This is a genomic window from Cupriavidus sp. SHE (assembly GCF_000812445.1).
Taxonomy (GTDB): domain Bacteria; phylum Pseudomonadota; class Gammaproteobacteria; order Burkholderiales; family Burkholderiaceae; genus Cupriavidus; species Cupriavidus metallidurans.
In genome coordinates this window covers 32413-58462 of record NZ_JWMB01000049.1, presented here as the reverse complement: position 1 = coordinate 58462, position 26050 = coordinate 32413, and the positions used below count along the sequence as shown (strand labels likewise).

At 63.7% G+C, this 26050-nt stretch carries 27 protein-coding genes; 3 read left to right on the top strand and 24 right to left on the bottom strand.

The features are described 5' to 3' along the window. Window positions 1–14: 14 nt before the first annotated feature. Genes RN01_RS32570 through RN01_RS23330 form a run of 8 tightly spaced genes read right to left on the bottom strand, consistent with a single transcriptional unit; the run spans window position 15 to window position 8887 of the window. On the bottom strand, window positions 15–1229 hold the full coding sequence (locus RN01_RS32570; RefSeq protein WP_017515576.1) for a hypothetical protein: 1215 nt from the start codon (window positions 1227–1229) through the stop codon (window positions 15–17). Continuing rightward, window positions 1226–3481 (bottom strand): Piwi domain-containing protein, encoded by a 2256-nt coding sequence (locus RN01_RS23360; protein WP_024569774.1) that lies wholly within the window; start codon window positions 3479–3481, stop codon window positions 1226–1228. The genes RN01_RS32570 and RN01_RS23360 overlap by 4 nt, the downstream gene beginning before the upstream one ends. 6 nt (window positions 3482–3487) lie before the next feature. Further along, entirely contained in the window at window positions 3488–4312 is an 825-nt protein-coding gene (locus RN01_RS23355; protein ID WP_017514905.1) for a serine protease, read from the bottom strand. Window positions 4313–4326: 14 nt separating this feature from the next. Then, a complete protein-coding gene (locus tag RN01_RS23350; protein ID WP_024569775.1) occupies window positions 4327–5466 on the bottom strand; it encodes a phosphoribosyltransferase in 1140 nt (379 codons plus the stop codon). Between the two features lie 23 nt (window positions 5467–5489). Further along, complete coding sequence (locus RN01_RS34730; protein WP_029700171.1) at window positions 5490–6128, bottom strand: hypothetical protein; 639 nt, start codon at window positions 6126–6128, stop codon at window positions 5490–5492. Further along, the gene (locus RN01_RS23340; RefSeq protein WP_017514517.1) at window positions 6121–7005 is read right to left on the bottom strand and encodes a DNA-processing protein DprA; all 885 of its coding nucleotides are present in this window, start codon (window positions 7003–7005) and stop codon (window positions 6121–6123) included. The genes RN01_RS34730 and RN01_RS23340 overlap by 8 nt, the downstream gene beginning before the upstream one ends. Before the next feature lie 29 nt (window positions 7006–7034). Next, entirely contained in the window at window positions 7035–8243 is a 1209-nt protein-coding gene (locus tag RN01_RS23335; RefSeq protein WP_017514518.1) for an XRE family transcriptional regulator, read from the bottom strand. Continuing rightward, the gene (locus RN01_RS23330; protein ID WP_017514519.1) at window positions 8240–8887 is read right to left on the bottom strand and encodes a hypothetical protein; all 648 of its coding nucleotides are present in this window, start codon (window positions 8885–8887) and stop codon (window positions 8240–8242) included. The genes RN01_RS23335 and RN01_RS23330 overlap by 4 nt, the downstream gene beginning before the upstream one ends. 168 nt (window positions 8888–9055) lie before the next feature. On the opposite strand from RN01_RS23330, the gene RN01_RS23325 reads away from it, so the two are divergent. The 3 genes from RN01_RS23325 to RN01_RS23315 all read left to right on the top strand — a co-directional run bounded on the left by RN01_RS23325 (window position 9056) and on the right by RN01_RS23315 (window position 11590). Further along, window positions 9056–9652 carry a DUF6088 family protein gene (locus RN01_RS23325; RefSeq protein WP_017514520.1) on the top strand — a complete coding sequence of 199 codons (597 nt, stop codon included), beginning with the start codon at window positions 9056–9058 and terminating at the stop codon, window positions 9650–9652. Continuing rightward, window positions 9645–10691: a nucleotidyl transferase AbiEii/AbiGii toxin family protein gene (locus tag RN01_RS23320; RefSeq protein WP_024569777.1), complete on the top strand. Its 1047-nt coding sequence runs from the start codon at window positions 9645–9647 to the stop codon at window positions 10689–10691. Before RN01_RS23325 ends, RN01_RS23320 begins: the two co-directional genes overlap by 8 nt. Before the next feature lie 173 nt (window positions 10692–10864). After that, window positions 10865–11590 (top strand): bifunctional 2-polyprenyl-6-hydroxyphenol methylase/3-demethylubiquinol 3-O-methyltransferase UbiG, encoded by a 726-nt coding sequence (locus RN01_RS23315; RefSeq protein ID WP_024569778.1) that lies wholly within the window; start codon window positions 10865–10867, stop codon window positions 11588–11590. Between the two features lie 174 nt (window positions 11591–11764). On the opposite strand, the gene RN01_RS23310 is transcribed toward RN01_RS23315, so the two are convergent. The 16 genes from RN01_RS23310 to RN01_RS23235 all read right to left on the bottom strand — a co-directional run bounded on the left by RN01_RS23310 (window position 11765) and on the right by RN01_RS23235 (window position 26033). Beyond that, window positions 11765–12001: a DUF2274 domain-containing protein gene (locus tag RN01_RS23310; RefSeq protein WP_024569779.1), complete on the bottom strand. Its 237-nt coding sequence runs from the start codon at window positions 11999–12001 to the stop codon at window positions 11765–11767. Next, the gene (locus tag RN01_RS23305) at window positions 11998–13275 is read right to left on the bottom strand and encodes a TrbI/VirB10 family protein (RefSeq protein WP_017514535.1); all 1278 of its coding nucleotides are present in this window, start codon (window positions 13273–13275) and stop codon (window positions 11998–12000) included. The genes RN01_RS23310 and RN01_RS23305 overlap by 4 nt, the downstream gene beginning before the upstream one ends. Before the next feature lie 2 nt (window positions 13276–13277). After that, window positions 13278–14267, bottom strand: coding sequence for a P-type conjugative transfer protein TrbG (gene trbG, locus RN01_RS23300; RefSeq protein ID WP_017514534.1), 990 nt, complete (start codon window positions 14265–14267; stop codon window positions 13278–13280). After that, complete coding sequence (trbF, locus tag RN01_RS23295; RefSeq protein WP_005413072.1) at window positions 14264–14968, bottom strand: conjugal transfer protein TrbF; 705 nt, start codon at window positions 14966–14968, stop codon at window positions 14264–14266. Before trbF ends, trbG begins: the two co-directional genes overlap by 4 nt. A gap of 12 nt (window positions 14969–14980) precedes the next feature. Then, window positions 14981–16345: a P-type conjugative transfer protein TrbL gene (trbL, locus tag RN01_RS23290; protein ID WP_024569780.1), complete on the bottom strand. Its 1365-nt coding sequence runs from the start codon at window positions 16343–16345 to the stop codon at window positions 14981–14983. Continuing rightward, window positions 16342–16635 (bottom strand): hypothetical protein, encoded by a 294-nt coding sequence (locus RN01_RS23285; RefSeq protein WP_017515260.1) that lies wholly within the window; start codon window positions 16633–16635, stop codon window positions 16342–16344. The genes trbL and RN01_RS23285 overlap by 4 nt, the downstream gene beginning before the upstream one ends. Window positions 16636–16646: 11 nt before the next feature. Continuing rightward, the gene (gene trbJ, locus RN01_RS23280; protein WP_017515261.1) at window positions 16647–17375 is read right to left on the bottom strand and encodes a P-type conjugative transfer protein TrbJ; all 729 of its coding nucleotides are present in this window, start codon (window positions 17373–17375) and stop codon (window positions 16647–16649) included. Further along, on the bottom strand, window positions 17372–19822 hold the full coding sequence (trbE, locus tag RN01_RS23275) for a conjugal transfer protein TrbE (protein WP_024569781.1): 2451 nt from the start codon (window positions 19820–19822) through the stop codon (window positions 17372–17374). The genes trbJ and trbE overlap by 4 nt, the downstream gene beginning before the upstream one ends. A 14-nt stretch (window positions 19823–19836) precedes the next feature. Then, window positions 19837–20106, bottom strand: coding sequence for a VirB3 family type IV secretion system protein (locus tag RN01_RS23270; RefSeq protein WP_024569782.1), 270 nt, complete (start codon window positions 20104–20106; stop codon window positions 19837–19839). Then, window positions 20103–20486 carry a TrbC/VirB2 family protein gene (locus tag RN01_RS23265; RefSeq protein WP_017515337.1) on the bottom strand — a complete coding sequence of 128 codons (384 nt, stop codon included), beginning with the start codon at window positions 20484–20486 and terminating at the stop codon, window positions 20103–20105. The genes RN01_RS23270 and RN01_RS23265 overlap by 4 nt, the downstream gene beginning before the upstream one ends. Further along, complete coding sequence (trbB, locus tag RN01_RS23260; protein WP_017515336.1) at window positions 20483–21508, bottom strand: P-type conjugative transfer ATPase TrbB; 1026 nt, start codon at window positions 21506–21508, stop codon at window positions 20483–20485. The genes RN01_RS23265 and trbB overlap by 4 nt, the downstream gene beginning before the upstream one ends. After that, window positions 21505–21969: a ribbon-helix-helix protein, CopG family gene (locus tag RN01_RS23255; protein ID WP_017515335.1), complete on the bottom strand. Its 465-nt coding sequence runs from the start codon at window positions 21967–21969 to the stop codon at window positions 21505–21507. Before RN01_RS23255 ends, trbB begins: the two co-directional genes overlap by 4 nt. Continuing rightward, on the bottom strand, window positions 21966–23969 hold the full coding sequence (locus RN01_RS23250) for a conjugal transfer protein TraG (protein WP_024569783.1): 2004 nt from the start codon (window positions 23967–23969) through the stop codon (window positions 21966–21968). Before RN01_RS23250 ends, RN01_RS23255 begins: the two co-directional genes overlap by 4 nt. Window positions 23970–24189: 220 nt before the next feature. Then, window positions 24190–24438 (bottom strand): EexN family lipoprotein, encoded by a 249-nt coding sequence (locus RN01_RS23245; protein WP_017514232.1) that lies wholly within the window; start codon window positions 24436–24438, stop codon window positions 24190–24192. Next, window positions 24435–25379 (bottom strand): LysR family transcriptional regulator, encoded by a 945-nt coding sequence (locus RN01_RS23240; RefSeq protein ID WP_017514233.1) that lies wholly within the window; start codon window positions 25377–25379, stop codon window positions 24435–24437. Before RN01_RS23240 ends, RN01_RS23245 begins: the two co-directional genes overlap by 4 nt. Window positions 25380–25403: 24 nt before the next feature. Then, the gene (locus tag RN01_RS23235; RefSeq protein ID WP_024569784.1) at window positions 25404–26033 is read right to left on the bottom strand and encodes a histidine phosphatase family protein; all 630 of its coding nucleotides are present in this window, start codon (window positions 26031–26033) and stop codon (window positions 25404–25406) included. Window positions 26034–26050 lie beyond the last annotated feature (17 nt).

Here is a 26050-nt window from a genome sequence, read left to right as displayed (position 1 = left end):
TGTGTGGACACTGCTCAAACCATAAACGCCGGTTGAGCGATAACGACCGGGCTGACCACGTCGCGAATCTCACTAAGTCCCGCAATAAGCAGGTCGTATTGCTCTGTGCGTCGTCCTTGGTCCCAGATGATCGGAAGCACTTTGCGATAGGGGCTGCCCCGCTTCAGGTAAAGGCTGACGTCTTCACCAATCTGCGAAATCAGGTCCTGCGGCGTGCTGCTTTTTCGCCAATACTTGACCTCGATCACCAGGTGCAGCGACGGGACTACTAAGTCTGCCCGCGGTTTCTTTTGCCCCACCGACGCAAGCCACTCTTCATCACGCAGATCGGGCAACACTGGCGAAAGCACCGCGCACAGAAGATTCTGAAAGTGATATTCGTTTTCAACCGCCCACTTTTGCGCGGTCGAGTTCGGCGTCTTCTTCTGTTCGTCCCAGGTCCACCGACGCAACCCGGATGGGAGCCGGCGAAGCAGCAGTCCGACATCGTCTAGGCTCGGTGCGCGCAGATCGATCTGCGCCGCGCCCTGGGCGAGATAGTGAAACGCTGCCAGATCCAAGGCCGCCTGTTCAGGGTCGTCATAAACAACCGACTTGATGCGGCTAAGCAACTGCGACGCAAAGTCGTTATCGACCGCCGGCGAAGCATCCGCCAAGCGACGTGCGACGTAAATAGCTGCGCCCGCGGTGGCGGGCACCACCGCCAGCTCGCCCTTCAATCCCACCTCGGACCGCGTCTTGATCATGGACAGCAGTTCATGGCGCCAGCCGACTTCCGCCGGCAACAGCGGCTGCAGCTTTGCATAGAGCGACGCGAACCATGCGCCGAATTTCGACCACCGCACATCATCGGATGTGGCCAACAAACCCACCAGAACGCCGGTATGCGCTAACGGCTGCATCAGACTGACGAGAGCCGTTTGGGAATCGCCTCTACGCCCCATCAGCCAGTCCACGCCCTGCGCGAATGAGTCGCGGCATGCATCACTCAACGTCGGATCGATGCTCAGCAGGAACCCCAAAGCCGCCACGGCATGAATCGACCGACCACCGCCGGAAATCTCTTCGCACAGGTCCCGCGCCATCGCGGCGCTCTGCTGGGTGGACAACCCTTCGGCGAGCACCCAGTGATAAAAGGCAATCGACAGCGGGCCCGCAGTCGTCAGTGTCTCGGCCTGCCCCGCTACTGCGCGCAGCGCTTCGTGCAGCATCGGGTTGCCGGCGCTCATAGAAACCACCGCGTTGTGCCGATCTTGCCGAGCATCACACTCGGACTCCACCGGCTACCCAAACGGTCAAGCCGCCCTAAGAGACCCGCGACAAGGTCGGAGTAGTAGATGGTGACCGGCATCGCCGCCGGCAGGAAGCTGCGCCAGGAATGGTTCGAAAACCAATAGACCTGTTTGGTGAGATAGATGATGTCCGTGAACGTCGAATCGCGATGCAGGCTTAGCAGTAGCGGTTTGGGTAGGCCATCCGTCGGGCGCTTGAGCTGCTGCGGCCCCGTCAACGTCAACAAGGTCTCATTGTGTCCGACTTCCGCAAAAAGACCTCGAACCGGCGTCTTCTCTCCCCTGCCCTTGGTCCCGATGGAATCATCGTCAAACAGCAGATACGGATGGTCCTGTTTGACGTGCAGGAAGGCGAACTGCAGATCGAATTCAGAGAACTCCTTCAACGCCGCCTTGACCGATTCCACCTCGGTATTGCGCATTGGCTTGAACGCATGAACGATCACGCGTACCGAATCGCCCCTGATCCAGTTCATCTCGTTGCGCACGCGCTGAAGGGTGGCCTGCAATGATTCGGTCAGGGCCTCTCCGTACTTCGACATGGGAACAGCGTTCGACAGATTCGATAGCAGATAGCCGCCGTCACCGCGAAAGACGCTGGTAATGCCGACAATGCGTTCTTTCCTTGAAAAGCGGGATTCGCCAATCGCTGCGCTGCCTAGGCCGATGACCACCTCGTGCGCGATACCCTTATCCGACTTGATCAACCAGGGAATGCCGCCGAGCTTGGCATAGACCGCAAGGGCGAGATTGCTAAGGGTGTAGGCGAGATTGAGCGGCGCCATCGAGAACGTCTCGAACGCGACGAACTGCGTGGGGATCTGATTGGAGAGAAACGCCGCCTTGGCCACCAGATACGGATTCTTCGGCGGCGCCAATTGGCGTGAGTCTCGCTCGGTCTGCACCAAGGCCAGATGCCAGGGCGCGCCCTCGGCGCCCATCCGGACCGCCTTGGAAGCAGCCGCATGATAGGCGTCGGCCGTGAAGGCGTCGGCCTCCACAAACGTCAGGTTGATGTCCTGCAGTCCGTAGATGCCGAGAAACCCTCGCCCAAATGGCAGTGACTTGCCGTCGACCGTTAGGCCATCCCGAAACTTCCGAAGGAACAGTTCAAATTGACCACGCCGCGCGCGGTCGCAGATCACGCAGACATTAGGCCGCGTGGGCGTGAAGACGTGGCGACTGTAGGGACCGAACTTGCTTAGACCGACCGCAGCCCGCGACTCCGACTTGAGCGTCCCGGCGTCGAAAACATAGGTCGGCGTCGTGCCCTCGGTGAAACGGGGGAAGTTCTGCGCATCTTTCTCGCTCAGCAGGTTGCCGATGCCAACGCTGAGACCTTCTTGCAGCTCGATCTCGCCGAGGCCGCGGAGCCAGTCCGAAATCCGGGCAATGTGCTCCATGCGCGCACGCCCTCTGCTGTTCTCGAACACGATCTCATCGATCTTGCCCTGCACCCTGCCCGACGTATTCCGCATGAAGTGCTGCAGCAGGTGCCGAAGATTCTCAGGTGAGGCCTCCAGGTACAGCTCGTCGAGTGGAAGCAACTCCTCTACATTCTGAAACCGCTCGGACAGGCGCGCGTGGCCGTCCGTGAGCGCGCCGACTCGACCCACCAGCCGGCGATAGGGCAGCATGCGCACATCTTCGACCGGCACCAGGCGCTCGACCGTCAACCCATCCAGCCGAACGCCTTGCGCATGCAACACGGCAAGGCTGGTTGCGCAAGTCTTCTGAATCTCGATGTCCCACAAGAGACCGAGTGGTTCTGCGTCCGGTAGCTTTAACGAGCGGATCGCGATCAAGACCCGCGATTGCAGATGAAGATGCCGGTCGGCTTCGATGAAGCCCGTCGGCAAGGTGCGCCCTATGGTGGTAATCGGGTTATAGCGCGCCACCGGTCGCCGATTGGAACTGAGCAAGGTCACGAGACGCTGCTCAAGCAGCGGCCGGATGAGCGAAGCATGCTCAACCACCGAAACAATCTTTTCTTCGCCGATGGGCGACGCATTCAAAGTAAGCGGCAGCGCCACGATGTGATCTGATCGACGGGTCACGGCGTAGTGCGCGCGGTGCTCGTCGCGCAGATTCCGGAACTGCTGCGCGTCCTCAAAGGGCAACGCCTGCAGCCGAATGGCATCACCGCGCACTCGCAGCGGCGTGAAATTGAGCTGCAGCTGTCGTCCCATAGGCCCTCACATCCTCTTGTTTCGCCGGATCAGCATCCGAATTTTTAGAATTGATTTCTCGATGAACCACATCCAGCGCATCCGCAAGGACGGCTTCCCGAAGCCGTTGTCGATGCCACCAATAAGCGCCTCGATGATCTGGCGGTTCTTGCCGGGATAGATGCCGTTGTCGTGCAACATGACCAGCAGGGGCTCGATCGAGATGGCGCTCGAATAGCCGGTCTCCGCGTCCTTGCCATCCATCACGAGCGCTTCGACAAGCACCCCCAGCAAAAAGCCATATTCACTCAATACGGGGCCACCGCTAAAACCACCCCTCGCCGGACACGAGATGATGAAATGCGGGTGCGGCCCACTGTATTTGTCCATCACCGCGTTGACCTCTCCTTCCGACGCCAGGAGCACGGCCTGCTGCGAAAACGGAATCGGCGGATAGCCCATGAGCAGCACTTTTGAGAGCACCAACTCGTCGCCGATCCAGTCGTCCAGATGCCCACCGATCTCGATATGGTCAGTTTGCACAAAGCCTTTCGGTGAACCATGAATCGTCGTCATGTCCAGGTAGTGCGACAGATCCAGATCGGTCTTCATCAGGGCCAGGTCGATGCGATCGTCCTTGTTGAAGATCACCGACTGCACGGTCAATGGCACCGACGCATGCTCGGACACCACTTCCTGCACGACACCATCGCGCAGCACATGGGCCGCCGTGACCAGCCAACCGTCACCGATATGGAAGGCGGTGCCGGTACTCAAATCGCCCACCGGCGTCTGCACCGTGATGCGCACCAAGGCTGGCTTGTAGCTTTGGAATAGCGCCCGCAGGTCCATGACCGTCAGCCTGGTTACGGGATCAAGGTCAGCAGAACCTGCTGAGCGACGCCACTGGTGGCGCCGGGGAACCACCCCGGTGCGGCCACGGTGAAGCCGCCGGCCACGACCGGCTGATACGGATCGGTCTTGATGTCGATCTCGTAGTAACGCAACTGATTGCCAAACTTCCCCAGCGCAACGCCCGTCACGGAGGCGGCACCGGCTTTGCGCAAGAAGGCCGCGGCAACGCCAAACGACACACCGTAGGTCGTGCAATCGTCCACAACGATCACGTGCTTTCCGACCAATCGTCCGCTCTGTTTGTAGAAAGGGTTCAGGTGGATGGTCGAAATTTGGCCGGTCGGATCGGTTCGATCACCGCCACCACCCGCCGAGCGCTTCGGCGAAGGGGTGTGCCGAATGAATAGCGGCTCTCCCCGCTTGGAGAAGCGAACGCGGGAAACCGTCGTTCGCAAGCGATGCGTGAAATCGCTAAGGATCTCGTCATCGTCGTTAGCACTCTTCGACGACGGATAGACGCCCCATACCAGTCCATCCAGTTCGTTCACTTTTTCCATGAGCAGCGAACGCGAGGTGACGGCCAGCAAAGCGTTCAGTCGCGCGCCACCGCCTTTGACGGTGGCGGTCAGCCGCTGCGCGAACAGTTGCTGCGTGACACCTTTGCCAAGGCCGGACAAGTCGCTAAGCGCACGCACCCGATAGCGGCCAGCGTCGCCTGCATACCACCACTGCCCCGACCAGCCGGCCGTCAGGTTGATGATCTCTTGCAGCTGCGCGGCGCTGTCCACGCGAATGCCCAGTGAGGCGACCTGCTGTGCTGCCGACCATCCGGCTGCCACGAGGATCGCACCGCCGTTCTTCCCCATCTGGACGTCTTCGTCCTTTGCCGCGAGAACCAGCGCATCGAAGGGATTGAGCGCAAACTTCTTGGCGTTCTGCGACACGATCTCGCCCGATTGCCGCCCTCGACTTTGCAGGAACTGAACGCCACTGGTGCCAAACGTCCCGTTAAACCAGGCCGGTTCCGCATGATTGGAAATCAAGCCCACCGGATTGCCCGCCGCCTTGGCGTTGATCAACACCTGGGCGAGTTGCGGGTCGGGTTGGCCATTACGCAGGACGGCGTCCGGAGAGGTCATGACGATCAGCATGTGGCGTGTCCCTTGTCCTGTTCTTAGATGCTGTCAAAATCCAAGTCCACCGACTTGGGCGCTCGCCGCGCGAGGAACAGCCCGACGATGCGTGCCTCGGGAAATCGCCGCTCCAGCACTTGCTTCACCGCCTTGAAATGGCAGCCTGTGGTGAGCACGTCGTCTACGACAAAAATGGTCTGGGGGGCCGGCTCGGCCAAGCTCTCGTCGAGTTGATAGTTGGCGACCAGTTCGTCCGGCGTCGGGCGCGTGTCCGACAGATGGGCCGCCGCCGCCGATTCGCGCTGGACGACCAGTTCACGGATGTCGGTGTGACGCCCCCGGCAGACGGCCTGCAGCAATTGCAGCATGCGATCGTCGTATAGCGGATCGCTCTTCACCTTCGACGGCGGGATCGGGACGAAGGTGATTTCGGCGTCAGCCTTGATCGCGGCACGAAAGATTGCCGCTGCCTGCAGGATCGCGCGCTCTTTGTATTGCCACTGCGCGGTTCCACGCTTGTCCACGGACTTCTTGAAGTTGAGGATCAGCTGGTTGGTTTCGCTGTAGGCATGCCCCTCGCCCGCAGTGTATTCACCTGCGTAGTAGCAAATGTCCTGTGCGTCCAGATAGTGATGATCCGGAAGTGTCAGGGCATCGATTTTGAGTACGCGCTTAGCCAAGAGCTGCCCTGATGTCGTCGATGCCGGTGACGCGAATGGCCCCTTGACTCTGGAACTTGGCCGGCCATGTCAGCTTCGGATTGCGAAAGCAGTTGTCCAGAATGAACAGCTTGCGCCCCTGCTGCAGCGCCGCGCGTGCTTGCGCCAGCGTGCCGGACGTATCGCTGGCTTCGACGATGACCGTTGCCTGCGCGAGCGCTGACATCGTGGCATTGCGCTCAGGGAAGAACAGGCGATTGCTACGGTAGTCCTGGGTCGAGTAGCGCCAGATCGGCACCTGGCTCACCAGCAGGAATTTCTCGGCAATCAAGTCTTGCAGCGCCCGGTTCTCGGGTGGGTAATACTCGGTAATCGGTGTGCCGATCACGGCAATCGTGCTGCCGCCGTTGTCAATGGCCGTCGTGTGTGCCGCGGTATCCACGCCTTTGGCCAAACCGGAGACGATGGTGTAGCCGTCTTGGACCAGCAGCTTCACCAACTTGCGGGTTCGGCGCAAGCCGTCGTCGGACACGCTGCGCGAGCCAACGATGGCGATCCGCTTAGGCGAGTCGATCAGATCCCACCAGCCTCGGTAGTACAACAGTTCGACGGGATGCGCGGCATCGCGCAACCGATCGGGGTAGTCTTCTGCGCCATGCAAACGCACACCAAAGTCGTGAATCTTCGTGTGCGCAATCTGGTCTTGCACCCGCTGTAGCGCCGTGTCAATTTCCTCTTCCGAGACCAGCTCGGAGGGCATCGCATTCGGGCTATCGCGGAAGCAGTCAGCGATCGTCTTGAACGTCGCTTTTTGATGCGCCCACAACGCCTCGTACGCCGCCATCTCCCGCGACGGTGAAATCGGTTTGTTGCTCAGTACTGCGTCAATGTCATTCATCGCTTGACTGATCTCCATAGACGCGCCGATCAACGCTTCGGCGAAAATCGAAACGGCACGACGTTGCTGTCCGTGGCAACCGGTGCGTCCGCGCCACTGGGCACTGAACGCAACCGAGCCAGCTGCACAACCTTGGGCTTGCCCTGGAAGTACCCTTCCGATAAGCCAGCCAGCATCTCGATGTCATGGGCCGCCAGGCCAATGTGCCTGGGGATCGAGTCGATCGGCATCACGTTTTCCTCGACGAGCAGATCGATCGTTCGACGCAGCAGGCGCGGCCGCTCGGGTGGCCTATCGCCGTCGCCCGGCTCGGACTTCGCGCCCCAACGGGCGGACCGACGTTTGAACAGCGACTGGGCCGCTTCTTCATCCAGAATCTTCAGCGCACGCAAACGCATCACGATCGCAGCGACGGACACACCCCATCTGCGTTTGAGCAAGAGAAGATCGTCCAGCGTCACCGGCGTGCGGACTTCATTTGCAAACGTTTCGGCCGGTAGCAGGAATGCGCCCGCAAAGCGATGGGCTTGCTGTTCCAGTTGCTTATGACGGTCACGCTCGGTCGGCCGGGGAATGAACCGATGCAGGATCAGGTGGCCAAGTTCGTGCGCCAAGTCGAAACGGCTTCGATAGCCGTTATCCTTGTCGGCCGAGAGCAATACCAGCGGGCGCCCCAGCGCATCGCTCCATGCCGACAGGCCCTCGATCTGCGAAATGCCCGTTTCCTCGCGGATCAGGACGACGCCAGCGCCTTCAATGGCCAGCGCCAGGTCGGGCACCGCCGTACGGCCGATACGCCACAGATCGCGGCATTCGCTCGCCGCCAGTTCAATCTCGTCAGGCGTGATCTCATCGGGCTCCTTGAACTGCCGGGTCGGCAAATTCAGCGCCGGGTAGTCCACGAACTCGGACAACGCGAGCGCGACGTCCTGCGCCCACTCCATGCGCGCTTCCAGCATCGCGCGCGCCGCCACGTGGGCGGACGCGTTACTGCGAAACAGCGGCAGCGACACCTTGGCCGAGGGCGCCCGCGTGAACCATTCGGGCGTGACGTTGACCACGCCGGCAAGGCGCTCCAGGGTTTCCCGTTCGGGCGCCTGATTGCCCGACCGCCATTTGCTGACCGTCGCGGGCGACACGCCGACCAGCGAGGCAAGTTGCGCTTGGCTCAAACGCCTCGCGGCAAGAATCTGACTGAGGCGCTCGCTTTCAAAGCCTTGAATACCACCGCGGCTCATGACGCGCTGCCATCGTTGCCCTGCTTCTTGATCTTCTTGAGCTTGGGCTTGGCCAGGTCGTCCTGCGCCGCCGGCTTTTGTTCGTACCGCTGCAGGAACGCATTCAGTGGTTCCTTGAACAGCCAGCCGCGCATCTCGCGGTCCGGCACCGCAATCTGGATCGACACGGGCGACTCTGGCTGGATATGCAGCGAGCCCGAGAAGCACGCCACGAAAAACGCGACCGCATCGGCAGGCGCGGTGTATTGATCGAACAGTTCCGGTTGCACCAACGGCTCAATGGCCTTGTTCGCATAGGACATCTGGCGGCGCGTGTGGCTACGTCGGCCGTTGATCCAGAAGCCGTCCGGGATGTTGAACCTGGCCAGTGTGAACACCCCGGCCCGGCCGCTGACGATGCCGTTACCGCGAATGGCGGTTGGCGAAGCCTCGCCCATTTCCAGTGCCCGATGAAACGCCTCGTTCATGTGGAAATGCCGCAGTTGACCCACGACGTGGGGCAAGTGGCCTTCGTCCATGCCTTTGGATGCGGCGTGCGCGCGCTGGGCGCCGACGGTCAAGGCTTCCTCGACGGCCATCACCAGCTCGCGCGGCAGGCTGCGCTGCAACAGGTCGGGAATTGTGTCTACGGGCGGCTGGGCCATTCGTCCTCCAAAGGTCTGATTTCGCTTTTCGGCATTTTACCACGAAAAAGTTTCGTTTAGAACAGAAAACTACGGGAATGCTTGCTTCCATGGCAAGTACAGAAGCCCTCATCTCTTGAAAAGTGTCAGAAATTCCTTCATACTTCTACCAGTTAGGAGATTCCCACCATGCAAACCCTCGCCAAACAGGTACTAGAGCACGCCGCCGGATTGCCGGAGGGCACACCCTTGGTCGCCAAGGAACTGCTCCATTTGGGAAACCGGGCGGCGATGGACCAGGTGCTGTCTCGACTCGTGCAGCGCGGCGCCCTGCTGCGCGCCGGTCGCGGCATCTATGTCCTGCCGGTGGAGAGCCGTTTTGGCTCCCGCGCCCCCTCGGCCTCCAAAATGGTCGAGGGGCTGGCCCACCAGCGCGGCGAAACCATCGTGTCGCATGGTGCGGCGGCGGCCAACGCGCTGGGCCTGACCACGCAAGTGCCCGTGCGCTCCGTCTACCTGACCTCCGGCCCCAGCCGCCGGTTGAAGCTGGGGGCCCAGACCGTCGAATTCCGGCACGCGCCGGTGTGGCAGTTGATTTTTCCTGGCCGCGCTGCCGGCGATGTCGTGCGGGCATTGGCCTGGCTGGGGCCCGAGCGCGCCGGTGAAGCGCTGCGCACGCTGCGCGCCAAACTGCCGGCGGCCGAGATGAAGGAAGTCGCATCGGCACGTGCGCGCCTGCCGACATGGATGGCAAAGGAAGTGAGCGCGCTGGTGTCGCATGGCTAAGTTCTTCGACCTGTCTGCCGATGAGCGTCTGGAAGCGCTGGCCCAGGCGGCCAACGCTTCCGGCCGCCCTCCCCACCTGCTGGAGAAGGATGTCTGGGTGGTATGGGCTCTGGGCCATCTCTTCGCTGCGCCCTACGCGTCGCATCTCATCTTCAAGGGCGGCACCTCGCTGTCGAAGGCCTACGGCGTCATCCAGCGTTTTTCCGAGGACGTGGATCTCACCTATGACATCCGCGCCATCGCCGGCGATCTGATCGGCGAGGCAGGCACGCCCCTTCCCGCCAGCAAGAGCCAGGAAAAGAAATGGAGCAAGGAGATTCGCACCCGGCTGGCTGAATGGGTGACGGACGAGGTCGTCCTGCGGCTTCAGCAGGACCTGCAGCAGCAGGGTCTGCCGGCCCAGGCCCGCGCCGAAGGCGACAAGGTGTTCATCGACTACACGCCGTTGGCTTCAGGAACGGGCTATGTGCCGCCGGCGGTCATGCTCGAATTCGGCGCGCGCTCCACCGGGGAGCCTTGCGAACCGCGCGCGGTCCGTTGCGACGCCGCCGCGCACCTCGAAGGCGTGGAATTCCCCGAAGCGACGCCGCAGGTGATGCGTGCCGAGCGGACCTTCTGGGAGAAGGCCACCGCGATCCACGTGTTTTGCGCGCAAGGTGTCTTTCGCGGTGGTGAGCGCTTTGCACGTCACTGGCACGACGTAACGCGTTTGGACGCCGCCGGCTTCGCTGACGCGGCGATCGCCGACAGGGCGCTCGCGAAGGCGGTGGCCGATCACAAGAGCATCTTCTTCGCGGAAAAAAGCCCGGACGGCGCATCGATCGACTACTACGCCGCCGTCTCGGGCGGGCTGTGCCTAGTGCCCAACGACGAGGCCTTGGCCAAGTTGGCCGCCGACTACCAACACATGGTCGACGACGGGCTGTTCCTCGATGAGGTCGAATCGTTCGACGCCCTGCTCCAGCAATGCCAGGCTATTCAGCAGAAGGCGAATGCCGTTGGAGCGAATGGGGACCTGGAGAGCCAACCGTCTGCGTGAGTCCTGGGCGAAGCAAAGCGAGCACCTGGCGGGAAGGCGCAGAGCCAGGACGTTGAGTTGGTCGCGAGGTTGTGCATTGCGTTTCGCAGCGCGCGCATCTGATCATGAATGGGGCTACGCAATTTGCGCAGTCGCGAACACATTAGGAATTCGTCAATTCAACAGGGGGCGTAATGCTGCAGCGAATGACACCAAAAGACTATTCGGAGTTCTGGGAGCGTGAATCGTCCCAATTCTCCAGTGACAATATCTATGCACATCTCAGCCAGATTGTTCCCACCGAAGCGACCTTGGAAGTGGGTTGCGGCGCAGGATGGAGTACGTTGAGTCTTGCGACAAATCGGCCTGTCTTGGCGATCGACAACAACGCCTATTTGATTGGCCTCGCTCGATCCCGATTGAACACCCACGGAGTGACTGCGCAGATCATCCAGTCTGACTTGTTCGAGCCGTCCGAGGACCTGCTCAAGGCGATCGAGGCATTCCAGCCGAAGGTCGTGGTCGGATGGTTCATCGGCTCCCATCCTGACGACAATGACAAGCGTACTCCGGCCGACCTGCGCATCGACGAAAAGCCCAAGGTCTACCGAGAAAATGTCGAGGATCGACTAGTTGCGCTGCCGCTCTGCCCTCCATCCGTGGAGTGGGTCCACACCGTGCAACGCGGTGCCGCTCCACCCGGGGTTAGCGAGGCTCAAATCAAGGATGAGTTGGCGAAAGAATACGAAACGTACATGTTCAACAACTCAGGATTTACCGTGACGGACGTACAGGTGCTGGACTGGAATCAAGGGGCAACCCCATTCCCCTATGTTCAGACCGTGAGACCGGACCTGCCCGCCGGCAAGCCCAAGCCCGTGATCATCTCCATCCTGGCTCGTCGAATGGCCAACGTGTAGGGTTCGCCGCCCCCGCCTCAACGTAAAAGCGCGATTGAGGGTGTGCAGTGGATTTCCCCTTCGGTTTCAGCGCATATTTGATAGGACGGGCATATTTACAGTGCAGTAAATATGCCCTTTACGCGCCGCCACAGGCCGGCGCGTCGCGGTAGCGACGATTGCTCGAACTAACAGCTAGGACGCACCCCCTTTGACACCCCTCCCCCGTTTGAACTCGCGATCCCCTGCGATAAACGCTTCCAGCATGTGAGGAATCAGCGTGGTCGCATCGACCGCTTCGCCGTATGCCTGCGCATGCAGTGCGGCGTAGCGGTCCAGATCGGCCTTCAGCGCGGCAGGACACGCGAAGGTCAGCTTGACGCTTTCGGTTTTCGGCAGCGGCCCCAGTCGCAGCTTGCGGGTCGTGCTCATTGCGAAGCCCTCCGATTAAAGAACAGCGGCTGGTACGGCCGCAGTACCAGGTCGCGGTTAACGATGATGCGCACCGGCAAGCCCGGTCGTTCGGTCAGTGTGGGCTGGATGTTGAGGTTGCGTCGGGTCATCTCCTGCCCGGCCTGATTCACGCTGTCCTGCAGGCTGTCTCGCCCGGCGACGATGATGCGATCACCATTGCGGTTCTCCGGCGCGGCCAACTCGGCGCCGACGCCCAGCAGCGTCGTCAGCGCCGCGCCTGCAACGATGCGATCCCAATGCCAATCGACGCCATCCTCCAGGCCGGCGTAGCCGGCCGGGTCGGTGCCGGCAAGGTTGTCCAGCGTCAGGGAAGACGTGTCCGGCAGGATGATGCGATTCCACACTACTTGCACGCGGCTTTGCCCGTAGGCGACCTGGCTGTTGTACTTGCCAAAGATGCGCGACCCCTGCGGGATCAGCAGATAGCGGCCGGTCGCGGTGTCGTACACCGGCTCCGTCACTGTGCCAATCACGTCGCCCGGCAAGTCCGACTTGATGCCTGTCACCAGCGCCGCCGCGATCACTGTCCCCGCCATCACCTGATACGGCGAGGTCGGCATTTGCAGGTTGCCGGAATTACGGGTTTCGATGGTTCCGGCTTTCTGGAACGCCTCTTTCTGGTCTTGCCGGTTCTGCACAGCGGTTGGGTCGGCAGGCTGCGCCGCTGTCGAGGCCGGCCCCGCGGCCTGCGGATCGAAGCCCGCCAAGCCAGATGTCGGACCGGCAGCAGCCACCTGCGCCGGTGCGGTTGCGGCGTGCTGGTTGCTGGAGCGGAAGAACACCGTCGATCCCGCAGCCGCTTCCGCCTCCTTGCGCCGTGCGTCACGCTCGGCCGCGCCGGGGTCTTGGCCGGGCGGCGTGTAGCTGGCCACCGCCGGTTGTGACTTCACGATTGCCGGCCCCAGGTCGCCGGGCAACGGCGGCCCCAGCTCTGGCACCTTGGGCGGTAGCTTGGAGTAGTCGGCGGGAAGCTGGTCCAGTCCTTCGGAGCGCGAGACGCGATCCACGTTGTAAAGCTCGGCCGGTTCGTTGCCGCCGCGCCGATGCGCCGGCTGCAACGACCACATGGTTGCGCCCAGCACAGCGACGCCGAGGCCGCCGGTCAGCATCGCCAGCGTGCGGCGATTGAGCCGCGTTACCGGGCGCGGCTGCGCACGCAGCGCCACGTTCTCAGGCGCGACCTTTGGCGCAGCGTCGGGAATGGGCACGTCCGGGGTGTCGTCCTGGCTCATGGTCATTTCCCCTTCGTACCGTCCGTGCGCTCGATGCGCACCACGTCGCCCTTATCGCCGCCCAGGCGCAGTTCGGCTGCGCCGAACAGCCGGTCCACGATGTAGTACGGGGCACGGAAGCGGTAGTTCACCAGTTGCCCGTCACCCTGCGCGCCGATGACGAACAGCGGAGGCAGCTCGCCTTGCGCGATGCCAGGAGGGAACTGGATGTAGACCTTCTCGCCGTCGTCGAAAGCGCGCAGCGGCTTCCAAGGCGGATTGCTGCCGCTGACCGCGTAGCGAAAGCGGATCTTCTCCAGCGATAGGCCAGTATCGACCGGCGCTGCCGCTTGCGCGGCCTGATCCTGACGCTGCAAGGCAAGCATCTGGTCTTTCGGATACTCCCATGACACTGACGCCATCCACGCCTTGTCAGTCGATGTCAGCTCGATCAGGTAAGTGCGCCGGCTGGTGGTGATGACCAGATTCGTCTTGAGGCCCGAGCGGATCGGCTTGACCAACACGCTGACACGCAGCGAGTTGCCGGCGCCGCTGGACGTGTCGCCGACAATCCAGCGTACCGTATCGCCGGCGGCGACCGTCACCAACTCCTCGCCGGGTTGGAGCGAAATCACCGTGACGCGCCCCGGCGCCGCATAGACCTGGTACAGCGCGCCATCGGTGAAGGGCCAGACCTGGATCGCATTGACATAGCCCTCGCGCGTGGGTGCCATGCGCGCTTCGGCGTTCGCACGCGATACGCGCAAGGTTTCGTCGGCAGGCTCCGGCGCTGGCTTGGCCTCATCCACTTCCGGCAGCGGCTTCATCTGCGCCGGCATCGGCAACACCTTCGGCACCGCCACCACTTCAACAGGCTTCGGCGGTTCGGGCAGCGGTTGTGCCTGCACCGGCTCGTCGAGAGAAATGCGCGGTGGTGGCTTGCCCTGCGAGGCGCAGCCCGACAGGGCCGCCAAGGTCAGCACGAAAGCGTAAAAGCGGAAAGACTGGTTCATGGCTTGGCTCCTTCGGACGCATCGAGTTCACGGCTCCACGACAGGCCGTTGACGTAGATACCCAGCGGGTTCTTGCGCAGGCGTTGCTCGGTGCGCGGGGTTTGCAGGACGATGGAGACCACTGCGTTCCAGCGTTCGGCACCGGCCGGCGCGCCGTTGACAAATCGCTGCTCGGTCCAGCGCACATTGAACGACGAGTCGCTGGCACGAACGACGCTGGTGATCTGCACCGTCACCGACTCCTTGCCGACGCGCGCAAACGGGTCATTGGTGCGCGCGTAGTCGTTGAGCACGGCCGCGCCTCGGTCGGTGGTGTAGTCGTAGGCGTCGAGCCAGTTCTGCCGCACCACGATCGGGTCGATGGACAGCGAGCGAACCAGCGTGATGAAGTGCGCGAGGTGGTAGGCGATCTGCGCATCGGCCGGCCGGTACGGCGTGGCGGCTTCGCCGACCGCGCGCACCTGACCGGACTTGTCCACCTCCACTACATAGGGCGTCACGATGGATTGCGCCGAACGCCACACCAGACCGCCGGCCATCAGCAGCGCGAGCACGAGGCAGCCGAAGGCCATCAGCCGCCAGTTCTTCGCCTGCACACGGGCCGAGCCGATGCGCTCGTCCCACGCCTGCGCGGCGGATTGATACGGAGTGGCAGGCTGCGGCGTATCGGCATAGCGCACCTGCGGTCGCTTGAATCGCATAGGTCGTTCTCCTCAAGAATCGGAATCGCCCAGGCTTGGGCCTTGCGCCGAGCCACCGCCGTCTCCGCCGCGCAGCGTGTGCGCGGCGGTGGTCGCGGCATGGGCGATTTGCCGGCGACGATGCAGGCGCTTGGCCCAAGCAGGTTGCTTTTGATCGGCAGCAGCCGAGGACGGGCCGGTTTCGGATGCGCTCGCTTCGGCAGACCCGCCAGCAGCCGCGCCACCCTCGCCACGGAATGCACCGGCAACTCGCTCGCCGAATGCGCGTGCGCCGGCGGCGACTTTCTGCCCGGCGGCCTGTGCGCCAGTCCTTGCGACGTTGCCTACACCGGCGGCAGCGCCCTTTAAGCCACCACCCGCAGCAGCGGAACCGGCCTGGAACGCCGACCGCGCGCTGCTGGCAGTTGAGGCGGCGGCACGCGCGCCGCTACCAATCGCGCCAGCGGCGGCGGGTGCCATGCGCGCCCCGGCCGCGACCGCACCACCAACGCCAGTGGCCGCCGCACCGATGGCAACGGCAGTTCCCGCCGCGCCCAAGGCCGCACCAGCCATCGCACCAGCGCCGAGTTGTGGGCCGCCAGAAATCAACCCTGTGGCGATGCCCGGCCCGAAGATGCCGAGCGCCAGCATGGCGAGCGAGGCCAGCATCACGACCAGCGCGTGGTCGATAGAAGGTTCGTCGGGCGTAACCTGGAACTCGGCGAACAAGCCCGTGCCAATGCCGACAATGACCGCCAGCACCAATACCTTGATGCCCGACGACACCACGTTGCCGAGCACCTTTTCCGCGAGGAACGCGGTCTTGTTCCAGAGGGCGAACGGCACCAGCACGAAGCCGGCGAGCGTGGTCAGCTTGAACTCGATCAGCGTGATGAAAAGCTGCACCGCCAGCACGAAGAAGCAGACGATGACGGTGAACCACGCGAGGAACATCACGACGATGGGCGTGATGTTGATGAACACCTCGGGGAAGCCGGCCATCTCGCTGATCTGGTCGAGGATCGGCGCCGCCGCGTCGATGCCGGTCTTGGCGAGATGCCCCGGTTGCAGGAACGTCTCCATGCTCACGGCCGAGCCAGTGGCCGTCAGGCCCAGGCCGGCGAACGAGCGGAACACGATGCCGGCCAGCATGTTGAAGTTGCCGATGATGTAGGCGAAGGCGCCGACGTAGAGCACCTTGCGGATGAGCTTCGCCATCACGTCTTCGCCCTGGCCGGTGGCGTGACCGAGCGCCCAATACAGCCCGGCAAGCGTCATGTCGATCGCCACCAGCGTCGCGGTCAGGAACGCAACCTCGCCACGCAGCAGGCCGAAGCCGGAGTCGATGTAGTTGGAAAAGACGTTGAGGAAGTGGTCGATGATTGAGACGTCGTTCATGGCTCTGCCTCCAACGGCGCGTCTGGCCCGTCGAAGCTGGCCGGGATCGGCGGCAGGTCGGCCAGCGTTTGGTATTCATCGGGCCCGGCGCGCCCGGAGAGGAAGCGGCGCAGGTCGGCTTGTGCGACCTGCGCGCAGAACGCGCCGCCATGCTCGCCACGCCGGCACTGCGCAAGCAGCGTGTGCAGCCGAGTTGGGTCGGTGGCCAGTGCATCGACCGACAGCGCGTGTGGCCGGTCGCAGCCAGCGAGCAGGCACGTGATGGCGAACAGGACGGACGCGCGTTTCATGGCTGTGCCCGTCAGTTGCCGTAGAAGGTCACGGGCTGCGGCGTATACGCCGTGCCGGTGCCGAGGAAGCGCCGCGTCACCTCGCGGCCGCGCTCGACGGCGGCGGCCTGGCGTGCCAGTTCCAGCGACGTGGCGCGCCCCTGCGTAAGCTGAAGCTGCTGCGTCTGGATGGACTGCTTGGCCTGCAAGGCGAGAAGCTGATTCGTCGCTTGCATGGCCTGCAAGGCGCCCGTGGCCGACTGGCTCTGGCCGACGAGATCGGTCAGCGTGCTTTCGTCTGCGGTCACGTTCTGCGACACCTGCGCTTGCATCCGCATCGAGGTCTGCAAGCCTTCGAGCGTGTTCTGCCAACGCTGATGCGCGTCCTGGTACATCTGGTTGCCGCTGACGGTGGCGGCGTACTGCTCCGGGTACAGGCGCGCGAACTGTTGATCCATGCTCTGCACCTGGAACGCCAACCCTTGCGCCTGCGCGATGAGCTGCTGGGTGGTCGCCAGGTTCGTGCGCAACTGGCTGACCACGTTGAACGGCAGACTCTCCAGGTTGCGCGCTTGATTTATCAGCGACTGCGCTTGATTCTGGAGTTGCCTGACCTGGTTGTTGATCTGCTCCAGCGTACGCGCGGCGGTCATCGTGTTCTGCACGAGGTTGGTCGCGTCGATGACGGCCCATTGCGCGTGCGCAGCAGGCATGGCGCCGACGAACGCAGCGACAGCGAGGGCGAGAAGGCGAATCTTCATGGCGAAATCTCCTGTGGTTGTGAAGCGAGGAAGGACGCGGCGGATGGCGCGGACGGCAGCAGGTCGGCCGCCCAATCGAGGCCGCGGTGGCGCAGCCAGGCGCCGGCGAAGCCCGGTGCTCCGGCGTCGTTCAGCACGCGGTCGATGGCGCGCTGGTCTTGGGGTGTCGAAGCGCCTGCGAACGCGAGCGCGACCGGCCCCAGGTCGAGGTCGAACAGGCGATTGCCTGCGCGGGATTGGTAGTAGTAGTCGCGCTTGGGCTGCGCGGTGGCGACGATCTCGATTTGCCGGCTGTTGAGGCCGAAGCCTTCGTAGATCGTGCGAATCTGCGGCTCGGTGGCCTGCGGGTTCGCGAGGAAGATCCGGCTGGCGCAACTCTCGATGATTGCGGGCGCGATGCTCGAATCCTTGATGTCGGCGAGCGACTGCGTGGCGAAGATGACGCTGACGTTCTTCTTGCGCAGCGTCTTGAGCCACTGGCGGATGCGCGCTGCAAACACCGGGTCATCCAGGAACAGCCAGGACTCGTCGAGGATCAGCAGCGTCGGTGCGCCGTCGAAACGCTCCTCGAAGCGCGCGAACAGATAGCCCAGCACGGCCAGCACTGCGGCCTTGCTGTGCATCAGTTCTTCCATCTCGAAGCACTGCACGTCGGCCGCGCCCAGCCGGTCGTGATCGGCGTCGAGCAGCTTGCCGTGCGCACCGCCAAGCACATACGGCGCAAGCGCCTGGCGCAGCGCGTTCGACTGCAACAGTACCGACAGGCCCGTGAGCGTGCGCTGTTCGACCGGCGCGCCGGCAAGGCTGCCGAGCGCCGACCAAATGGCCGCCTTCTCGTCGGGGCCGACGGCGACGCCTTCATGTTGCAGGCGACCTTCAACCCATTCGGCGGCCCAGGTGCGGTAGCTCTCTTGGTCGATGCGCGCGAGCGGTTGGAACGCGATCGCGCCATCGGCACCCAGGTCATAGTATTCGCCGCCCAGGCCCAGCGCGGTCGCCCGCATCGAGCGTCCCATGTCGAAGGCGAAGATGCGGGAGCCGGGATAGCGGCGGAATTGCATCGCCAGCGTGGCGAGCAGGACGGACTTGCCCATGCCGGTCGGGCCGGCGACCAGCGTGTGGCCCACGTCGCCGATGTGTGTCACCAGCCGAAACGGCGTGGCGCCTTCGGTGCGGGTGACGATCAGCGGCGGGCCGTCAAGGTGGTCGTTCTTCTCCGGTCCAGCCCACACCGCTGATACCGGCATCAGGTGCGCGAGGTTCAGCGTCGAGACGATGGGCTGGCGCACGTTGGCGTAGGTATTGCCCGGCACCGACGACAGCCACGCCTCCACGGAATTGAGGGTTTCGGGGATGGTCACGAAGCCCCGACCCTGAATCACGCGCTCCACCATGCGCAGTTTCTCGTCGGCCGTGTCGGCATCGGCATCGAGCACCGTCACGGTCGCCGTGACGTAGCCGAAGGCGACTTGATCGCTGCCCAGCTCCTGCAGGGCCGCATCGGCGTCGGCCGCCTTGTTGCTCGCGTCGGTATCGACCAGCGGGCTCTCTTGCTGGAAGATCGTTTCGCGCAGCAGCGCCAGGACGTTCTTGCGCTTGGCGAACCACTGGCGTCGCAGGCGGACCAGCTCCTTCTCGGCCTCTGCCTTATCCATGCAGAGAAAGCGCGTGCTCCAGCGATACGCGAAGCCAAGCCGGTTGAGGTCGTCCAGAATCCCCGGCCAGGTCGAGGTCGGAAAGCCGCGCACCGTCACGACGCGCAGGTGCGCATCTCCAAGCATCGGCGCGAGGCCGCCGATCAGCGGCGCGTCCGCCAGCAATGCGTCGAGGTGGAACGGCACGTCCGGCACGCCGATGCGGTAGCGCCGCGTCGAGACAGTCGCGTGCAGGTAAGTCAGTGTTTCGGCGTCGTCGAGCCAGTCGATTTCGGGCATCACGCCATCGAGCAGGTCGAAGATGCGCCCGGTTTCCGCGACGAATGCAGTCAGGCGTTCGCGCCAATCCACACCTGCGCTTGGCGTGTTCTCGTACAGCAGCTTGGCGGCACGAGCCCGAGATTCCTCCGGCGGCAGGTATTGCAGCGTGAGGTGATAGCCGCTCTCGAAGTGGTTGCCGGATTCCTCGAAGGTTGCGCGCCGTTCCTCGTCCACCAGCCACGACAGCGGCTCGGGGAAATCCGAATGCGGATAGTCCGCTGCCGGCCGGCGCTCGGCTTCGACGAACAGCGCCCAGCCGACACCGAGACGGCGCAGTGCATTGTTCAAGCGCGCGGTCGTGGCGACCAGCTCGCCTTGTGTCGCGCTATCGAGGTCAGGCCCGCGAAAACGTGCAGTGCGCTGAAAGCTGCCATCCTTGTTCAGCACGACGCCGGGCGCGACCAGCCCGGCCCACGGCAGCCAATCGGCGAGCAAAGCCGGACGCTGGCGGTATTCGGCGAGGTTGAGCATCGTGGCGTCCTCCGTCACACGTCCAGCAGTGGCTTGTGCTTGAGGTGCTTGGCGAACACCTGCATGAACTGCGGATCGACGCGCGCGCCCCACACCGCCAGCGAATGACCGACGATCCAGAGCACGACGCCGGGAATCCAGAGTTGCAGGCCCAGGCCCACGGCGGCGGCCAGCGTGCCGTTGGCGATCGCCACGGTGCGCGGTGCGCCGCCCAGCAGGATTGGCTCGGTCAGCGAGCGATGCAGCGGCACCTCGAAGCCCGGCAAGTCGCTGGCCGTGCTCATACGACGGCCCCGCCGGAGAAGCTGAAGAACGACAGGAAGAACGAGGATGCGGCGAAGGCGATCGACAGACCGAAGACGATCTGGATCAGCTTGCGGAAGCCGCCGCTGGTGTCGCCGAATGCGAGGGCCAGGCCCGTGGCGATGATGATGATGACCGCGACGATGCGCGCAACCGGCCCCTGGATGGATTCGAGGATGGATTGCAGCGGTGCCTCCCAGGGCATCGAGGAACCGGCGGCCTTCGCCGTGCCCGCCGTCATCAGCGAGATGGCGGCCAGCAGCAGGCCGTGATGCGCCGGGCCGGCGAGGCGACGCAGGCGCGCGAGGTACGAAGCCGGATTTACGGAAAAGCGGAAAGCAGGGGCGTGCATCTGCGTCATGGCAGTTCTCCAGAGGGGTTGAGGGATGAGGAAGACAGCGGCAGTTCTGGAAGCGGCGCCTCCAGCGCATCCGCCAAGCGGTAGCCCACGCCGTCGAAGCCGACGACGCGGGCGATGCTTTCGATACGACGGCGCCGGCCGCGGCCGGCGATGTGGATGACGACATTGACCGCCTCGGCGACCAGCGCCCGCGGCGGATTCACGGCGACTTCGAGAATCAATTGCTCCAGGCGCAGCAGTGCGCCGAGCGCGGAACCGGCGTGGATGGTGGCGATGCCGCCCGGATGGCCTGTGCCCCACACCTTGATGAGATCCAGGGCCTCGCCGCCGCGCACCTCGCCGACGATCACGCGATCGGGACGCAGGCGCATCGTGGCGCGCACCAGCTCGGTCATCGACACGACGCCGGCGCGGGTGCGCAGCGGCACGTGATCGCGCGCAGTGCATTGCAGTTCGATGGTGTCTTCGAGCACCAACACGCGGTCGCCCGTTGCGGCGATTTCCGCGAGCAAGGCATTGGCGAGCGTTGTCTTGCCGGTGCTGGTGCCGCCGGCGATCAGGATGTTCTGCCGCTCGCGCACTGCGCGGCGCAGGAACTCGGCCTGCTCGGCGGTCATCATCCCGTCGGTGACGTAGCGATCCAGCGGGATCACGCCAACCGCGCGCTTGCGCAGTGCGAAGGCCGGCCCCGGCGCCGCAGGCGGCAGGATGCCCTCGAAGCGTTCGCCCGTTTCCGGCAGTTCGGCGGTGAGCAGCGGCTGGCTGCGATGCACCTCTGCGCCGACGTGCGCCGCGACCAGACGGATGATGCGCTCGCCGTCTTCCTCGGACAGCTCCGCGCCCATTGGTGCACGGCCCGACGACAGGCGATCGATCCAGAGCGTGTGGTCTGGATTGAGCATGATTTCAACCACGTCAGGGTCTTCGAGCGCGGCGGCGATCAGCGGCCCCATCGCCGTGCGCAACATGCGGATGCGCCGGTCGAGCGACGTAGTGGCGAAGGACTGCGGTTGCGCGCTCATGAGTCGCGCTCCTGGTCCTCGCCCAGCGCCGCCGCGCCATCCAGCCGTGCGGCATCGGGGTTCAGTTCCTCCACCACTTCACGCACGAGGCTGCGTCCGCGCATCAGGCGGCGGCCGAGCTGTTCGACGAACTGCTCGAACCGCGCTTTGCCTTGCGCGCGTGCGGCCTCCTGATGGGCTTCGGGAACCGGCGTACTGACGGTCAGGAAGTAGCGCACGAACAGTGCCAGCGTCTCGATCTCGATGTTCTGGTCGCGCTCCAGCCGCTCGAACTGGCGCGTCAGCCGATCGAGCCGCTTGGCGATGGCGGCCTCGCGCTGGTCGCCCGCGTCGGGCGACAGCCAGGACGCCAGCGCTGCCGCGACGATGGATGACTTGGACACGCCTTTCTTGGCGGCCAGCTCGTCGAGGCGCTTTGCGTGCTCGTGCGGAATGAACAGGTTGAGGCGGTACTGGCTCATAGCTCGATCCCGTCGTGTTGGTCAAGGGAAGCCAGCCGGGCCGTGCGCTGCATGGCCGGGTCGAGCTGGCGAGGAAGCGGCAACGGCGCGTCGTCGTCATCGAGCAGCGCCAAGTCGTTGGCCACCAGCTCCTGTTCGGGGCGGTATTCGGCGACCTCGGACAGCTCCGGCTGACGGCGCGGGCCGCCGTCGTCCGTGGTGCCGGCGTCGCCGCCGGCCAGGCCGACGGCTGAGGGAGCAACCGGAACAACAGGGATAGCCAGCCCGCTCCAGTCGTCAGGACGAACCGGTGGCGCATCGACGTAGCGGCCGTTCGCAAGTGCCGGCGGCGATAGCACGCGGCGCTTGAAGTTGGCGTCGGCGTAGTAGCGGAGCTTCTTGGCCCTGATCGGCGCGACGCTGGACACCATCACCACGGCATCGTCCGGTGGAAGCTGCATCACCTCGCCGGGCGTCAGCAGCGGGCGCGCCGTCTCTTGGCGCGACACCATCAGGTGCCCCAACCACGGCGCGAGCCGATGGCCGGCATAGTTGCGCTGTGCGCGCAGCTCGGTCGCCGTGCCGAGCGTTTCGGAGATGCGCTTGGCGGTGCGTTCGTCGTTGGTGGCGAACGTCACGCGCACATGGCAGTTGTCGAGGATCGAATGGTTCTGGCCGTAGGCTTTGTCGATCTGGTTGAGCGACTGCGCGATGAGGAAGCTGCGGATGCCGTAGCCGGCCATGAACGCCAGCGCCGTCTCGAAAAAGTCGAGCCGGCCCAGCGCCGGGAACTCGTCGAGCATCAGCAGCAACTTGTGGCGACGTGCGATGCCGTCGCTGCCGTCGAGCGATTCGGTCAGGCGTCTGCCGATCTGGTTGAGGATCAGGCGCACCAGCGGCTTGGTGCGGCTGATGTCCGAAGGCGGCACGACCAGGTACAGCGAAACGGGATGGTCGGCGGCGATCAGATCGGCGATGCGCCAGTCGCAGCGAGAGGTGACTTCGGCCACCGTAGGATCGCGGTACAGGCCGAGGAACGACATGGCGGTGGACAGCACGCCCGACCGCTCGTTGTCCGACTTGTTCAATACCTCGCGCGCGGCGGATGCGACAACGGGATGCGGCACGTCGCCCAGGTGGCGCGTCGTCATCATTCGATGCAGCGTCAGCTCGAACGGGCAAGCCGGGTCGGAGAGGAAGTTGGCGACGCCGCGCAGCGTCTTGTCCTCGCCGGCGTAGAGCACATGCAGGATGGCGCCGACCAGCAGCGCGTGCGAAGTCTTCTCCCAATGGTTGCGGCGTTCGAGTGCGCCTTCGGGATCGACCAGGATGTCCGCGATGTTCTGCACATCGCGCACCTCATGCGCGCCGCGCCGGACTTCCAGCAGCGGGTTGTACGCGGCCGATTTCGGATCGGTCGGGTTGAACAACAGGCAGTGCGAGAAGCGCGAGCGCCAGCCGGCCGTGATGTGCCAGTTCTCGCCCTTGATGTCGTGAATGACGGCTGACGCCGGCCAGCTCAACAGCGTCGGCACCACCAGGCCGACACCCTTGCCGGAGCGTGTCGGCGCGAAAGTCAGGACGTGTTCCGGGCCCTCATGCCGTAGGTATTGGCCGCGATGCAGGCCGAGGAAGACACCGGCCGGCTTGTCGAGGCCGGCTTTGCGAATGTCGGCAACTTCGGCCCAACGTGCCGAGCCGTAAGTCGTGACCAGCTTCGACTGTCGCGAGCGCCACACCGACATAGCGATGGCGACCACGACGGCGACCAGGCCGCTGCCGCCCGCGATCGCGCCACCGGTGTCGAAGATGCGCGGCGCATAGGCATCGTAGGAGAACCACCACTCGAACAACCGCCAAGGGTGATAGACCGGCTTGCCGAAGAAATCGAACCAGGGCGAGCCAAGGCGTAGCTGATAGCCCAGGGCGGCGGCTGTCCACTGCGTGGCGGTCCACACGCCTGCAATCACGATGCCGAACACGACACCGACTTGCCCGAACAGCACGCCTTGACCTTGCATCCTGGCCTCCGCTTTCTCCTCGTTGACACGCAGCACAAAGGCGTGCCGCACACGTGAGGATCGGAGTCATGTCAGGGGCGGTCAAAGACCGTTATCGGAAGAAATGTCGAGAAAAAAGCAAGATTTCGCGTCGCGGCGAATCGAGGAAAAATGCCGCGAGCAACGGCGTGTTGCAACGTATCTCGTTAGGAAGGCGAAATTTCGTGCGAGTCCGTGGCAATCAGAACTTGGGGGCTTCCTTCGGCGGGTTGTAGGGCGTCTTGCCATCCCCCAGGAAGCGGCGGTTCGTCGCTTCAGCCACGCGATTGCATAGTTCGTCGCCTAGCTTGGCACGATCCGATTTGCACTGCGCGCGCAGCTCCTTGAGTCTTTCGGGATTGGCTACCAGCGACTCCACTGTTTCGGTTGGCTCGGGCTTGCCGCAGGAGGCCAGCACGACGGCGAGTATCAACAGCATGCTCTTGTTCATGTCTCTGGTTCCTCCGAAGGATCAGATTGGGGTGGTGTGGAAGGCTTCTGTCCACCGGACGATTCGACAGTGCTGACTCTCTCGATGAAACGAGCCAGCGGCTGCGAAGGCTCGCCGTCCAGACGCAGCAGATAGGTGGTGAGCATGGGTGTGCGGCCGGCCAGCGGACGTGCCACTACGCCCGGCTCGCGGCTGGCCGCGATCTGCGAGGCGCCAGCCAATCCCAAGGCAAAGCCCGCCGATACCAACGCCATCATTAGGTCGATAGTTGTGACTCGCTCGGCAATCAGTGGCTCCTGCTCCACTCGGCGCAGCGCGCGATCTACCTGGCGTGCATGACCCTCGCAGGCCAGAGGATCGCCGAGTACCAGCGGATAGTGCAGCACCTCTTCCAACGGAATACGTTTGTACTTCAAGAGTGGATGTCGAGCAGGCACCGCCACCATCAGAGGATCGTCCCAAACGGGTTCCGCGATGACTCCATCGCCAACCTCGTCCGATTGCGCGAACCCTACGTCGTACAGATCGTCGTGAAGGCCCTTGATTTGCTGCGTAAGCGGAACCTCGGACAAGCGAATCTCGATTTCGGGCTCTTCCTGCCTGCACAACGCCAGGAATGTAGAAAACCGCGACGGCGTGATGCCGTCCGACAGCGCGACCCGCAACTGGCCATGAAAGCCGTTGGCGGCGGCTTTCACACTGTCGCGGGCCTGCTGTAAAGCGGTGAACACTCGCGGCACATGTTCTTGAAACAGCTTTCCTGCGCGAGTCAGCCGTGTGCTGCGCGTCGTGCGAACAAACAACTTGACGCCCAGGTCTTCTTCCAGCTCTTTGATCGCCCTCGAAAGAGGCGACTGTTCGATATGCAGTCGTTCGGCGGCGCGAGCGAAATGGAGTTCTTCGGCTACCGCGAGGAAGCAACGTAGGTGTCGAATCTCCATCTATCGCCTCCCTGTCATTGGCGCCTAGATCACTTCATCGGCTACATCGATCAAGTGGTGGCTTTCGTTGATGCGTTGGATGGTGAAAGTCTCTCCATCAATGGAAATTTCATTGATGCAGCACGGCTCCTGCTTGATCCGCCAATAGCGGGACAAGGACAAGCCGAGGGTGTGCGTCAGGATCACCCGGTTGATGCTGTCGTGACCGACCAGAACCACAGCCTGGCCCTTGTGCTTCTTCAACACCCGTTGCAGCACGCTGATGCCGCGCGCCAGGACCTGAGCGAGCGTTTCGCCGCCGGGGATGGCGGCGAGGTCCGGTGCTTCGAACCATATCCGATGTTCCTCCGGCCAGCGGGCGCGCACTTCGTCATGCGTGAGACCCTGCCATTCGCCATAGTGCGTGTCGGCCAGGTCATCGAGAATTTCAGGCTTGGCGCCTGTTGCCTCGCCTATCTCCGCGCCAGTGCGCACGCAACGGCCCAGCGGACTGGTGTAGATCGCATCAGGCTTCCATGTTTGGGCTACGCGCCGGCCGAGAGCCTTGGCCTGTCGCTCCCCCAGCTCGGACAATGGAATTTCGGCCCGTCCACGGAAACGTTCGGGGGCTATCCAATCCACGTGGCCGTGGCGTGTCAGGATGATGGTCGTCATAAGGTCTTCTCCATGTA